Here is a 13,819-nt window from a genome sequence, read left to right as displayed (position 1 = left end):
AAGCAGAATCGTTATTGCTCGTAGGTTCTTTCTACGTGTACTTCTTCAACCAACTCACGAACGATAGCGGTTGCGAAACAACCGGCGTCTAGAGAGAACTTAAGAGTGACATTATCTTCGTTCACTTCCCAAGTTAGATCGGTTGGTTTTAACGATGCTTCACGACGGTCATGACGCATGCGGTTACCGCGAATCAGCGCCATCAGGTCAGGTTCAGAATCAAGATGTTTTTGCTCTAACGCTTGAGACTCATCAGTCGTTGGCAAAGCATTATCGCCAGCCAAAGCAACAGTAACCCATGCAGCGCCATTCGCGATGTCTTGGTTTACTGCTTCGATATTGTCCGCAGTTACCGCTAGTTGAGCGCCGTCTTTCATGACAATATCGCCAACCAATGCCGATGCAAACGCATCTTGCTCAATACGGTCTGACAGGATCAGGTTGTAAATCCACGAGCGAGCCGCAGAAAGGTACAAGCTGCGCTTATTCTGGTTACGAGTACGAACGTTATCACGGCCCCAACGACGAGCTTCAGATAAGTTGTTACCTTCATTACCAAAACGCTGAGCACCGAAGTAATTTGGCACGCCGACTTGAGCGACTTTTTCCAAACGTTTTACGACATCATCACAGTCTGTTACTTCAGACAAAGTCAGCTCGAATTGGTTGCCAACTAAATCACCCGGGCGTAACTTTTTGTTGTGTCGTGCTGTCGCCAAGATCTCAATGCTTGGGTACTGTGCTAAGAAAGCTGAAAAGTCAGGCTCACCTTTTGGTAGGTGTACACTCAACCACTGCTCAGTCACCGCGTGACGGTCTTTTAAACCTGCCCAGCTCACGTCTTTCGACTTAACACCGCAAGCTTTAGCCAGCTCGTTTGCTACGAAGCTCGTGTTTTCACCAGTTTTACGAATACGAACCATTAGGTGCTCGCCTTCACCAGTAAACTCAAAACCCAAGTCTTCATTAACGACAAAGTGTTCGGCTTTTGCTTTTAGTTTTGCTTTCGCAGTTGGTTTACCGTTTAGATAAGCCAATGAAGATAAAATATCTGACATGCTGTTCTTTTCGTGTTGGTGCTTACGCACTTTTAGTAATTAGGACCACCGCTTCACATGCGATGCCCTCTTTGCGACCTGTAAAGCCTAAACGCTCAGTAGTCGTCGCTTTTACATTCACATTGCTAATGCTGGTTTCTAGGTCTTGAGCAATAGCTTGGCACATAGAGTCTATATGAGGTGCCATCTTTGGAGCTTGCGCCATGATAGTAATATCGGCATTACCAATCACGTAACCTTGTTCTTTTACTCGACGGTAAACATCTTTCAGTAGTTCACGGCTATCCGCGCCTTTCCATTCGTCATCGGTATCAGGGAAATGACGACCAATATCACCCGCAGCAATCGCACCTAATAGAGCGTCACACAACGCATGAAGGGCAACATCACCGTCTGAGTGTGCAATAAGACCTTGCTCGTAAGGGATGCTTACACCACCAATAATTACCGGGCCTTCACCACCAAACTTATGTACATCAAAGCCATGGCCAATACGAATCATCATTATTCCTTATTCTGACTTAAATAGAACTCAGCAAGCGCTAAATCTTCAGGCTGAGTAATCTTAAAATTATCTGAACGCCCTGCCACTAAAGCAGGCGATAAACCTTTCCATTCAAAGGCTGAGGCTTCATCAGTAATCGAAGCACCTTGGTGCAACGCCTCGCTTAGTGCATTCCACAGAGGCTTTGCTCTGAACATTTGCGGCGTAAGTGCATGCCATAAATCAGCTCGCTCAACGGTATGCTCAATCTGCCCTTGGGCACCGCGCTTCATCGTGTCACGAACTGGAGCCGCTAAAATAGCGCCCACATCATGGCTCATTGCACCGGAAATTAGCTTGTCGATGTCACTTAGCTGAACACACGGCCTTGCCGCATCGTGAACCATTACCCAATCACTAAGCTGCTGCTCAGCGATATAGTTTAGCGCAGAGAGTACAGAGTCTGCTCGCTCGCTTCCGCCAGACACTCTGATCACTTGCGGGTTCAGGTTGAGAGCTAGCTCAGGGTAGTATGGGTCATCATCGCTGATCGCAACGACAATTTGAGCGACTTGTGGGTGAGACAGTAATTTCTCAACGGTGTGCTCTAAAATTGTTTTGCCGTGAATCTTGAGATATTGCTTAGGGCGGTCTGCCTTCATTCGGCTACCGACGCCCGCCGCAGGTACAACGGCAATCACGCTTTGAAGTTGAGTCGACATTAATGGGATTCCTCACCAATGATGCGATAAAACGTTTCGCCTTCTTTGACCATTCCAAGTTCATGACGTGCGCGTTCTTCTATCGCGTCTAAGCCTTGGCGTAGATCGTCAATTTCAGCAAACATTTCTGCATTTCGAATATGCAGCTTTTCATTTACTTGCTGTTGAACTTGGATTTCGTTGTTCACACCGTAGTAATCAGAGATACCATTTTTACCGAGCCACAGTGTGTGTTGTAGCCAGCCAAACACTATGAGCAGTACTAAAGCAAAAATTCGCATAACACCTTTCGCCGGTTGAAAAAGAAGGAACTAGAATAAGGCACATATATACCATAATGAGCTTATTGGTGCGAGATATGTGGTGTCAGGGAATCAATAAGTCGGGGAATTATTGTTATTCGAAATCCACAATGAGATTCCCGACTCTCTCCTCCGTCGGTCTCGATAATGACGGGTAATACAAATCACTGCAGATAAAAAACTCAAAGAGATCGCACCTTTCCTAAGCCACCTGCTCTCGTCATTCCCAAGAAGGAGGAACGACTGAGTTGGGAATCTATCGCGTCAAAGGTAAATAAGAGATTCCCTATGCCTTCCTTCGTCAGTCTAGGGAATGACGAATTTTAGGCAAAAAAATGCCCCGCATAAGCGAGGCATTTAAAAAAGCTTAGATTAACAATTCGCTAGGAATTATTGACCTTTAACTTCTTTAAGACCGTTGTAAGGAGCTTTAGAACCTAGAGCTTCTTCGATACGGATAAGTTGGTTGTACTTAGCAACACGGTCAGAACGGCTCATAGAACCAGTTTTGATTTGACCTGCAGCTGTACCTACCGCTAGATCAGCGATAGTTGCATCTTCAGTTTCGCCAGAACGGTGAGAGATTACTGCAGTGTAGCCAGCGTCTTTAGCCATCTTGATAGCAGCTAGAGTCTCTGTTAGAGAACCGATTTGGTTAAACTTGATAAGGATAGAGTTAGCTACGCCTTTCTCGATACCTTCAGCAAGAATCTTAGTGTTTGTAACGAACAGGTCGTCACCAACGATTTGAAGCTTGTCGCCTAGAAGTTCAGTTTGGTGCTTGAAGCCATCCCAATCTGACTCGTCAAGACCGTCTTCGATAGAAACGATTGGGAAGTTGTTCGCTAGCTCAGCTAGGTAGTGGTTGAACTCTTCAGAAGTGAAAGTTTTACCTTCGCCCTTCATGTTGTAGATGCCAGCTTCTTTGTCGAAGAACTCAGATGCTGCACAGTCCATAGCAAGAGTAACGTCTTTACCTAGTTCGTAACCAGCAGCTGCAACAGCTTCTGCGATAACTTCTAGAGCTTCAGCGTTAGACTTAAGGTTAGGAGCGAAACCACCTTCATCACCAACTGCAGTGCTGTAGCCTTTAGACTTAAGAACTTTAGCTAGGTTGTGGAATACTTCAGCGCCGATACGTAGACCTTCTTTAAGAGTTTTAGCGCCAACTGGTTGGATCATGAACTCTTGGATGTCAACGTTGTTATCTGCGTGCTCACCACCGTTGATGATGTTCATCATTGGTAGAGGCATAGAGAACTGACCAGCAGTACCGTTTAGCTCAGCGATGTGCTCGTATAGAGGCATGCCTTTCGCAGCAGCAGCAGCTTTTGCGTTAGCTAGAGATACAGCTAGGATAGCGTTCGCGCCGAACTTAGACTTGTTATCAGTACCGTCTAGGTCAAGCATGATTTGGTCAACGTCAGCTTGTGCTTTAGCGTCAGTACCAACTAGAGCTTCAGCGATTGGGCCGTTTACAGCTTCAATAGCTTTAAGAACACCTTTACCTAGGAAACGTGATTTGTCGCCGTCACGTAGCTCAAGAGCTTCGCGAGAACCAGTAGATGCGCCAGATGGAGCAGCAGCCATACCTACGAAACCGCCTTCTAGGTGTACTTCAGCTTCTACAGTTGGGTTACCACGTGAATCGATGATTTCACGACCTAGAACTTTAACGATCTTAGACATTGAATGTTTCCTTCTCGTTGAATATATAAATGTCAAATTTAAAGGTAGCAGCACAACTTACGCAGCTACCTGTATTCCTTTTTACTTCTCTAACTCGCCGCGCTGGAACTCGCCAGCCGCTTTAACGAAACCTGCAAACAATGGGTGACCATCGCGAGGTGTTGAAGTGAACTCAGGGTGGAATTGAGCAGCAACGAACCATGGGTGGTTCGGGTTCTCAATAACTTCAACCAGTTTCTTGTCCGCAGATAGACCCGATACTTTTAGGCCCGCTTTTTCGATTTGTGGACGAAGATTGTTGTTCACTTCGTAACGGTGACGGTGACGTTCATGGATCGTCGCGCTACCGTATAATTCGTAAGCTTTCGTCCCTTTCGCTAGGTGACAAAGCTGTGAACCAAGACGCATTGTGCCGCCAAGGTCAGATGTTTCTGTACGCTCTTCAACTTTACCTTCGCCATCAGTCCACTCAGTGATAAGACCAACAACTGGGTACTTAGTTTCAGTACAGAATTCAGAAGAGTGTGCCCCTTCCATTTTCGCAACGTTACGAGCGTACTCGATAAGTGCGACTTGCATACCTAGACAGATACCTAAGTACGGTACTTTGTTTTCACGAGCGTATTGAGCAGCAAGAATCTTACCTTCAACACCACGGTCACCAAAGCCACCAGGAACTAGGATTGCATCTAGGCCTTCTAAAACTTCTACGCCACGAGACTCAACGTCTTGTGAATCTACGTATTTAATATTAACGCTTAGGCGATTTTTCAAGCCCGCGTGTTTTAGCGCTTCATTTACTGATTTGTATGCGTCTGGTAGTTCAATGTACTTACCAACCATACCAATCGTCACTTCACCCGTTGGGTTAGCTTCTTCGTAAATTACTTGTTCCCATTCAGACAGGTCTGCTTCTGGAGCTGTGATGCCGAAACGCTTACATACAAGTTCATCAGTGCCTTGAGCTTTAATAAGCTGAGGGATCTTGTAGATAGAGTCAACATCGCGCATAGAAATAACTGCATTTTCTTGCACATTACAGAACAGAGCAATTTTCTTACGCTCGTTCGAAGGAATGTTGCGGTCTGAACGACAAACTAAGATGTCTGGCTGAATACCAATAGACAGTAGCTCTTTTACAGAGTGTTGCGTTGGCTTAGTTTTCACTTCGCCCGCAGCTGCTAGGTATGGCACTAGAGTAAGGTGCATGAACATTGCGCGTTCACGGCCTAGTTCTACTGCTAGCTGACGAATCGCTTCCATGAATGGTAGAGATTCGATATCACCAACCGTTCCACCAACTTCAACGATCGCGATATCGTGGCCAGATGCGCCAGAAATTACACGCTCTTTGATAGAGTTAGTGATGTGTGGGATAACCTGAATAGTTGCACCTAGGTAATCACCGCGACGCTCTTTAGCGAGTACGTCTGAGTAAACACGACCTGCAGTGAAGTTGTTACGCTTAGTCATCTTGGTGCGAATGAATCGCTCATAGTGACCAAGGTCAAGGTCTGTTTCAGCGCCATCTTCCGTAACGAACACTTCACCGTGCTGAGTCGGGCTCATAGTGCCTGGATCAACGTTGATGTAAGGGTCAAGCTTCATCATAGTCACTTTAAGACCACGAGCTTCTAAAATAGCCGCAAGAGATGCTGCAGCAATACCTTTACCTAGAGAGGATACAACCCCGCCAGTAACAAAAATGTAATTTGTCGTCATGTTTAACCTGAAATTGGTTGAATGAGGGAAATGGACTACTTCTGGACGGGATGAAAATATACCAGAAGCCCCTTATCGCCACAACGTGAAATCTATCACACTGCTATTTTTTATTTTTTGCTTCAAATCAATTCATGATAAAAGCTTTGGTTATCTTTTCTCCGCCACCTTGACTTCATCCCACATGGAATCAAGCTGTTGTAGTGAAAAATCGGTCAAAATTTTATCTTGCTGACGAACTTTTTGTTCCACCCCTTTAAAGCGACGTGAGAACTTCAGATTGGCTTTATTGAGCGCCGACTCTGGATTTTTACCCAAATGTCGCACCAAATTGACCGTCGCAAACAGCAAATCACCCAACTCTTCTTCAACCAAATCTTCATTTGGCGTCACTTGGAGTGCTTCTTCCAACACCTCATCGACTTCCTCTAAAACCTTATTAGCCACTGGGCCAATAGAGTCCCAATCAAAGCCATATTTCGCTACCTGTTTTTGAATCTTTGTAGCACGTGAAAGCGCAGGTAGAGAGTTTGGTATTGAGTCTAGAATACTTTCTTGAGTTTTGCCTGCCTGAGCTTTTTCTTTGGCTTTTTCAGCTTCCCAGTTGGCATTAATTTCTTCATCGCTCGCAAACTCGGTATCAGAAAACACATGCGGATGACGGCGTGTTAGCTTCTCATTAATGCCATCGACCACATCAGAGAACTCAAACAGTCCCTGCTCTTTCGCGAGCTGGCTGTAGAAAATCACCTGAAATAGCAGGTCACCCAGTTCTTCTTGTAGGTTCGGCCAATCTTTGTTGTGAATCGCGTCCACCACCTCGTAGGTTTCTTCGATAGTATGCGGCACAATTGTTTCAAAATTTTGTTTCAAATCCCAAGGACAACCACCTTCTGGATCGCGCAGCTTAGTCATAATCTGTTCAAGTTGTTCAATCGGGTGATTCATTGTTTTCTTCCTATTCACTGTCTTTGATTTTTAAATTTATAACGTCTTCTAAAACTAAAAAAGGTGAGCAGCCAAAACCACTCACCTTTGTTGATACTGTCTAATTCTCTAAATAATTGAAACTGTGGCTAGGCGACAAGCAAGCGAGACTCCTGAGCATAGCTTGCCTATGTGATTGAGCGAGTGCGCGCAGGCAACAACGCCATCAGCTTCAAGTATGACGAGAATTTTAGCCTAGGCGTTTTACGCTCATCACATCTTTGATTTGCTCAACTCGACTGGTCACGCGACTCAGAATTTCAATATTGGTCACTTCCAAATCGAAATCCATTACCGATAGCTGACGTTTATAGTCGATACGGCTCTTCATTGTGGTCACGCTGATCTTTTCGTTCGAGAACAGTGAGGTGATGTCTTTCAACAAGCCATTACGCTCTAGCGCTTCAACACGCAGCGTTAGGATGTATGAACCAACAAAGCCGTTGCCCCAAACAGTATCAATGATACGTTCTGGCGCGTGCATACTAAGCTCGCCTAGCTGCTCACAGTCAGCACGGTGCACTGAGATACCACGACCTTGAGTGATGTAACCTTTAATCACATCACCTGGGATTGGCTGACAGCAACGCGCTAGGTGCGTCATTAGGTTATCAACGCCCTCAACCACTACCGCATCTTTCTTCGGACGACTCTGTTGTGCTGGCTTGTTTTCCGACTCAAGCAATTTCTCGAGCGCTTTCTTGTCTTCTTCTTCCGCCGTAGGCTTATTCACCAACGCATTAATGTGATTAACCACTTGGTTAATACGTAAGTCGCCACTGCCGATACCAGCATAAAGCTCATCTGGCGTGTTGACGTTAAAGCGTCTCAGAGCGTATTGGTCGGCATCTTTTAAGGTTGCACCCACTTTCGCAAGTTCCGCCTCAAGGATGTCTCGACCCGCTTCGAGGTTCTTCTCTCGGCTTTGTGCACGGAACCAAGCGTTAATCTTCGCGCGAGCACGACCTGAATGAACGAAGCCTGTGGTTGGGTTTAGCCAATCACGTGATGGGTTCGGTTCTTTCTGAGTAATGATTTCAACCTGATCACCCATCGATAATTTATGAGTGAACGGTGCGATACGGCCTGCTACTTTGGCACCGATACAGCGGTGTCCAACCATTGAGTGGATGTGGTAAGCGAAGTCCAGTGGGGTTGCACCCATTGGTAGATCGACCACGTCACCGCGCGGTGTAAAGGCATATACGCGATCATCGAAGACTTGGCTACGAACTTCATCCAGCATTTCGCCAGAATCCGACATCTCTTCTTGCCAATCGATAAGTTTACGCAACCAAGTGATTTTCTCGTCGTAGCCACTGCGTCCGCTTGAAGCACCTTCTTTGTACTTCCAGTGCGCAGCGACACCCAACTCAGAGTCTTCGTGCATTTGCTTGGTACGGATCTGAATCTCAATGGTCTTGCCTTCAGGGCCCAGAACCACGGTGTGAATAGACTGGTAACCATTTGGCTTAGGATTCGCCACATAGTCATCAAATTCACTTGGTAGATGTTTGTATTTGGTATGAACCACACCTAGGCCGGCATAGCAGTCTTGGAGCTGGTCGGCGATGATACGTACCGCACGTACGTCAAAGAGCTCATCGAAGTCCAAGCCTTTCTTCTGCATCTTACGCCAGATGCTGTAGATGTGTTTTGGTCGACCGCTGACTTCTGCATTGATGCTTGAACGGTTCATTTCCGCCGTTAAGTCGTCAACGAAGTCTTTAATGTATTGTTCACGTACGATACGACGTTCAGACAGCTGTTTAGCAATCTGCTTGTAGGTGTCTGGCTGTTGGTAACGGAATGCGTAATCTTCGATTTCCCATTTAAGCTGACCAATACCTAAACGGTTAGCGAGCGGAGCGTAGATGTTAGAACACTCTTTTGCGGCCGCGCGACGCACAGCATCAGGCGCTTTTTTTACCTCGATAAGGTTACAGATTCGTTCAGCGAGTTTGATGACTACGCAGCGGAAATCGTCGACCATCGCCAGTAGCATACGGCGAACGTTATCAACTTGACCCGAGGCAGCGCTGCCTTCAAGGGTCACGTTTAACTGGCCTAAGGCCGCCATTTCTTCAACGCCATCGATCAACTTTACGGTTTCTTTACCATAGCTTTCTTCAAACGCTTCGCGCTCAAAAACGCCGCTTGAGACGACGGGGAAAAGTTGCGCTGCAATTAAAGTGGCACGGTCCATAGACAGCGTAACCAAGATTTCGATCATCTCGCGGCCACGCCAAAGCAAGAGCGATGCTTGCTCGTGATCTTTTAATAGCTCTTCACAGTGACGATAAACTTTGATCAGTTTATTCGAGGTCTTTGCGTCTTGATTCAGTGACGCAATCCAACTTTCTAGCTCAAACTGTTCGCTTGGGTTTAAATGTGCGCTTCGTACCGCAACCATCATGCCTTCCTAGTTATTATGTTTTATACCCAATTCAATATGACTAACTGGTTCCAAGTTAGTTCGACCATATTGATATCAGCGCAGGCTTCCCTGCGCCTTTGTGATTCATTTGAAGCCTTGTTTAAGGGCCTCTAAGCCTTGATAAAGAGAGCCATCGATTCGAGATGACTGGTGTGTGGGAACATGTCCAACATACCCAGTTTGGCTAATTGATAGCCTTGTTTTTCTAAGCTCTCAGAATCTCTAGCTAGAGTAGCAGGATTACACGAAACATAAACCACACGCTTCGCTCCTAACGCTGAAATTTGATCAACGATCCCACTCGCTCCCGCACGTGCCGGGTCAAGCAATACTTTATCGAATTTCTCTTTTGCCCAAGGCTGTGAAGATAAGTCTTCTTCAAGGTTAGCTTGGTAAAATTCCGTATTACTTAACTGGTTTAACGCTGCATTAGATGTGGCTTGCTGAACCATTTCATCAACGCCTTCTACACCAACCACAAACGCCGATTGTTGCGCGATAGGCAAACTGAAGTTACCGAGACCACAAAATAGGTCGAGCACTCGCTCATCCGCTTGAGGCTCTAGCCACTCAATCGCTTGAGCCACCATCTGCTGATTCACTTTCTGGTTTACTTGGATAAAGTGGTTTGGCTCAAAAGGTAACGTCACGCCAGTTTCACTATAAGAAGGTGCATCGCCTACTAAGCGAACCAACTTATCGGTTTCAGGCATCGAGTACAGCGTAGCGCCTTCTTCTTTTACTAACGCAATCAGCGCTTGCTCATCTTTTTCAACCAAAGGCTTAAGGTGACGTAACACCATTACAGGACCAGTATCGCCCAACACCAATTCAACGTGTCCTAAAGACGTAAGGTTGTTGAAAGTGTTCAGTAAATTTTTCAGTTTTGGCAGCAATACATTGAGGCGAGGATCAAGCACGGCACAGTCGGTGATATTTTCAATCTGCTTACTTTGCTTCTTACGGAAACCGAACTGAAGCTGCTGTGTCTTTTTATCAACAAATAGGCTGATACGTGCGCGACGTCGATAACCGGTTTCATCACCGACAATAGGTTGTGCAACTTCAGTGTTGGCCGTTTGGTATTGGCTCATCAGATGGGTCAGAGATTGCGATTTATGCTCAACCTGAGAAGAGTAACCAAGGTGTTGGAGGTGACAGCCACCACACTGATTAAAGTGCTTACAAAACGGCTTCAAACGCTGCTCGCTCGGCTTCAATAACTTGATGAGCTTAGCTCGCGAAAACTTACTTTTGTTCTCAGTAAGTTGAATAACCACCTGCTCACCGGGCAATGCGCCATCAATGAAAACCGGTTTATTCTTTTGATAAGCGATGCCAGCGCCATTGTGATCCATTCGTTCAACCAAAACCGATTGATGCTTGGTCTCGAGTTGAGTTTTCTTTTTTGGTTGGAAAAAACGTGCCATTGCTTGTGCCTAATGTATCTTTTAATAAGTAATTGGTATCCAGGACTCACTATTATGTCTTGGAATCATTGTCGAACGTCACGGCTTTGATTAAGCTTACCGTTCACTTAACCGCCATTGTGTGCGTTATTTTCCCATATCCAGACCTCGATGTAATTAAAGAACATGACCAGATATGGCTTAAGAGCCCGTGTAATTACCTTAACTCTAGCTCCAACCCTGATTATTGGGTTGCTATTGAGTGCATTTTTCTCATTTAACCGCTATCAAGACCTTGAGGGTCAGGTGGTTAACACTGGTACTAGCATCATTGAACCACTTGCGATTGCGAGTGAATCAGGCATGAAGCTCGAAAGTCGAGAGTCTGTTCGTCAGCTTATTAGCTATGCGCATCGAAAGAATTCTAAGCTGGTGCGCAGTATCGCGGTGTTTGATGAACGTCATGAGTTATTTGTAACCTCAAACTTCCACCCCGATTTTGAAAGCCTAACCTATCCCAAAGATAAACCGATCCCGCATTTAAGCTCATCGAATCTGCTCGATAACACGCTGATCCTGCGGACGCCTATCATCGCCGAAGGCCAGTACATCAACTCAGCCAACGGTCAATCTCAAGCCAATCAAGCGATCGGCTATATTGCGATTGAGTTAGATCTGTCATCACTTCGATTGCAGCAATATCAAGAAGTATTCTCTGCCTTCTTGGTATTGATTCTCGGGCTTGGTTTATCGGGCGTGTTTGCGTTCCGCTTAATGCACGATGTGACTCAACCGATCACGCACATGAAAAATATGGTCGACCGAATTCGTCGTGGTCACCTAGATGTACGTATCGAAGGTAAGATGCATGGTGAGCTAGACTCACTGAAAAACGGTATCAATGCGATGGCGGTATCGCTATCAGAATATCACGTCGAGATGCAGCACAGTATCGACCAAGCCACATCAGACTTGCGTGAAACCCTTGAGCAACTAGAGATTCAAAACGTTGAGTTAGACATTGCGAAAAAACGCGCGCAAGAAGCGGCTCGTGTTAAGTCTGAGTTCTTGGCGAATATGTCTCACGAACTGAGAACCCCATTGAACGGTGTGATTGGCTTTACTCGTCAAATGCTCAAGACTCACCTATCGAACAGTCAAACCGATTACCTGCAAACCATTGAACGTTCGGCAAACAACCTGCTTAGCATCATCAACGATATCTTGGACTTCTCGAAACTTGAAGCCGGTAAATTAGCGCTAGAGAACATTCCATTTGAGTTCCAAGCCAGCCTTGAAGAGGTAGTAAACCTTCAAGCAACCAACGCTCATGAGAAAGGTCTAGAGCTGACACTGAAGATCGATCCAAAAGTACCGCCAGGCGTGGTGGGCGATCCACTGCGTATTCAACAGATCCTGACTAACCTAGTCGGTAACTCAATTAAGTTTACCGAGCGCGGCAACATTGATATCAGCGTTGAGCTGCGCTCACAAAGCGAAGACAACATCGAGCTGCAGTTCATGGTTCGAGATACGGGTATTGGTATCTCGGAGCGTCAACAAGCTCAGCTTTTCCAAGCCTTCAGCCAAGCCGATGCAAGTATCTCTCGTCGTTATGGTGGTACAGGCTTAGGTCTGGTTATCACCCAAAAACTGGTCAGTCAAATGGGCGGAGAGATCAGCCTAACCAGTCGTCTGCACCAAGGTTCCACCTTCTGGTTCACCTTGAGACTATCAACGACCGATATGCCGATGACAGAGCTGATTGAGACTCAGTGTCTGCAAGACAAACAACTGCTGCTTATCGAGCCAAACATGCAAGCGGCATCGATTACTCAGCAAATCCTAACTCAAGAAGGCTTAGTGATAACGTATCGTTCGGTGATGCCAGACGAGACCACCTCGTATGACTACGTTCTGCTTAACCTAGCCGCCAACCAAGAATATCAATTTGATACCGTGAGTGGTTGGGCGATAGGTGCGAAGAAGATTGCTCAAAACGTGATTATTGGTACACCAAGTACCGAGCTAGCGTTAGGTGAGCAACTAATGAAAGAGGTCGATGTTCAGTGCATCACTAAGCCTCTTTCTCGTAAGAAGTTACTGCAAACTCTGGTATCGAATCAGGCACCAACCTTGATTGCACCAGCGATTGAAACACATTCAGAAGAGAAGCTTCCGCTTACGGTATTAGCGGTCGACGACAACCCAGCCAACCTAAAACTGATCACCGCACTGCTCAAAGAGCGAGTAGAAACCGTCATCAGTTGTACCAGTGGTCAGCAAGCGATAGACAAAGCGACAGAGACGCCATTTGATATCGTCTTCATGGATATTCAAATGCCACAGATGGACGGTGTGACCGCTTGTCAGAACATCAAAAAACTGGCGAACAATGCGCATACACCTGTAATTGCCGTGACCGCACATGCAATGATTGGCGAACGAGACCGACTGCTTGAAGCGGGCATGGATGACTACCTAACCAAACCTATTGAAGAGCATGTTTTACAGCAGGTTCTGATTCATTGGAGCTCGACCTCTGAGGTTGAGCACATCGAAAAAATAGATCCAGACCACCCAGCGGTCTCTGCTGAAGTCGACAACGGTCCAGTGTCAGAAACTGAAGCCAGCGTGCACACAAACATCATCATTGATTGGCAAGCTGCGATGAAGCAGGCCGCTAATAAAGAAGACCTCGCACGCGATATGCTGCAAATGCTCGTAGACTTTATTCCAGAAGTTTATGAGGCAGCAGATAAAGCGATAGAAGACAGTGACTACCCCGTTGAAGAGCTGATACACATCATCCACAAGATGCATGGCAGCAGCTCGTACAGCGGCGTACCAAGACTAAAATCGGTGTGTGCGACGATAGAGAAAGAGCTGCGTTCAGGTACTTCTGTTGAAGACATTGAACCGGAGCTTTTCGAGCTTCAGGATGAATTAGACAAGGTTCAAGCAACCGCGATTCATTACTTGAAACCGGCTAAGACCTAGCGGGTACTT

10 protein-coding genes are annotated in these 13,819 nt (G+C 46.1%); 1 reads left to right on the top strand and 9 read right to left on the bottom strand.

The window, feature by feature from the left end; genetic code table 11:
* Positions 1 to 11: 11 nt before the first annotated feature.
* The 9 genes from truD to rlmD all read right to left on the bottom strand — a co-directional run bounded on the left by truD (position 12) and on the right by rlmD (position 10,831).
* Positions 12 to 1,058, bottom strand: coding sequence for a tRNA pseudouridine(13) synthase TruD (gene truD, locus AB6E85_RS19105; RefSeq protein WP_061040292.1), 1,047 nt, complete (start codon positions 1,056 to 1,058; stop codon positions 12 to 14).
* A gap of 22 nt (positions 1,059 to 1,080) precedes the next feature.
* On the bottom strand, positions 1,081 to 1,560 hold the full coding sequence (gene ispF / locus AB6E85_RS19100) for a 2-C-methyl-D-erythritol 2,4-cyclodiphosphate synthase (RefSeq protein ID WP_004739053.1): 480 nt from the start codon (positions 1,558 to 1,560) through the stop codon (positions 1,081 to 1,083).
* A gap of 2 nt (positions 1,561 to 1,562) precedes the next feature.
* Entirely contained in the window at positions 1,563 to 2,264 is a 702-nt protein-coding gene (gene ispD, locus AB6E85_RS19095) for a 2-C-methyl-D-erythritol 4-phosphate cytidylyltransferase (RefSeq protein ID WP_372143682.1), read from the bottom strand.
* Complete coding sequence (gene ftsB / locus AB6E85_RS19090; protein ID WP_010435786.1) at positions 2,264 to 2,545, bottom strand: cell division protein FtsB; 282 nt, start codon at positions 2,543 to 2,545, stop codon at positions 2,264 to 2,266. The genes ispD and ftsB overlap by 1 nt, the downstream gene beginning before the upstream one ends.
* A gap of 411 nt (positions 2,546 to 2,956) precedes the next feature.
* A complete protein-coding gene (eno, locus tag AB6E85_RS19085) occupies positions 2,957 to 4,255 on the bottom strand; it encodes a phosphopyruvate hydratase (protein ID WP_017059033.1) in 1,299 nt (432 codons plus the stop codon).
* Between the two features lie 81 nt (positions 4,256 to 4,336).
* Complete coding sequence (locus AB6E85_RS19080) at positions 4,337 to 5,977, bottom strand: CTP synthase (protein ID WP_048605791.1); 1,641 nt, start codon at positions 5,975 to 5,977, stop codon at positions 4,337 to 4,339.
* A 150-nt stretch (positions 5,978 to 6,127) separates the two neighbouring features.
* On the bottom strand, positions 6,128 to 6,925 hold the full coding sequence (gene mazG / locus AB6E85_RS19075; protein ID WP_048611394.1) for a nucleoside triphosphate pyrophosphohydrolase: 798 nt from the start codon (positions 6,923 to 6,925) through the stop codon (positions 6,128 to 6,130).
* A gap of 229 nt (positions 6,926 to 7,154) precedes the next feature.
* A complete protein-coding gene (gene relA / locus AB6E85_RS19070; protein WP_372143731.1) occupies positions 7,155 to 9,377 on the bottom strand; it encodes a GTP diphosphokinase in 2,223 nt (740 codons plus the stop codon).
* A 134-nt stretch (positions 9,378 to 9,511) separates the two neighbouring features.
* Positions 9,512 to 10,831, bottom strand: coding sequence for a 23S rRNA (uracil(1939)-C(5))-methyltransferase RlmD (gene rlmD, locus AB6E85_RS19065; RefSeq protein ID WP_372143679.1), 1,320 nt, complete (start codon positions 10,829 to 10,831; stop codon positions 9,512 to 9,514).
* 165 nt (positions 10,832 to 10,996) lie between these two features.
* On the opposite strand from rlmD, the gene barA reads away from it, so the two are divergent.
* Positions 10,997 to 13,810 (top strand): two-component sensor histidine kinase BarA, encoded by a 2,814-nt coding sequence (gene barA / locus AB6E85_RS19060; protein WP_372143677.1) that lies wholly within the window; start codon positions 10,997 to 10,999, stop codon positions 13,808 to 13,810.
* The last annotated feature ends 9 nt before the right edge of the window (positions 13,811 to 13,819 follow it).

Source organism: Vibrio sp. 10N.247.311.51, from assembly GCF_041467855.1.
In the GTDB taxonomy this organism is placed as follows: Bacteria; Pseudomonadota; Gammaproteobacteria; order Enterobacterales; family Vibrionaceae; genus Vibrio; species Vibrio coralliirubri.
Note: the sequence above shows the minus strand (reverse complement) of the source record. Positions and strands in the feature narration are given on the sequence as shown.

Coding starts and splice junctions, on each gene's coding strand:
- truD (WP_061040292.1), bottom strand. CDS start 1,058: ATGTCAGATATTTTATCTTCATTGGCTTATCTAAACGGTAAACCAACT.
- ispF (WP_004739053.1), bottom strand. CDS start 1,560: ATGATTCGTATTGGCCATGGCTTTGATGTACATAAGTTTGGTGGTGAA.
- ispD (WP_372143682.1), bottom strand. CDS start 2,264: ATGTCGACTCAACTTCAAAGCGTGATTGCCGTTGTACCTGCGGCGGGC.
- ftsB (WP_010435786.1), bottom strand. CDS start 2,545: ATGCGAATTTTTGCTTTAGTACTGCTCATAGTGTTTGGCTGGCTACAA.
- eno (WP_017059033.1), bottom strand. CDS start 4,255: ATGTCTAAGATCGTTAAAGTTCTAGGTCGTGAAATCATCGATTCACGT.
- AB6E85_RS19080 (WP_048605791.1), bottom strand. CDS start 5,977: ATGACGACAAATTACATTTTTGTTACTGGCGGGGTTGTATCCTCTCTA.
- mazG (WP_048611394.1), bottom strand. CDS start 6,925: ATGAATCACCCGATTGAACAACTTGAACAGATTATGACTAAGCTGCGC.
- relA (WP_372143731.1), bottom strand. CDS start 9,377: ATGGTTGCGGTACGAAGCGCACATTTAAACCCAAGCGAACAGTTTGAG.
- rlmD (WP_372143679.1), bottom strand. CDS start 10,831: ATGGCACGTTTTTTCCAACCAAAAAAGAAAACTCAACTCGAGACCAAG.
- barA (WP_372143677.1), top strand. CDS start 10,997: ATGACCAGATATGGCTTAAGAGCCCGTGTAATTACCTTAACTCTAGCT.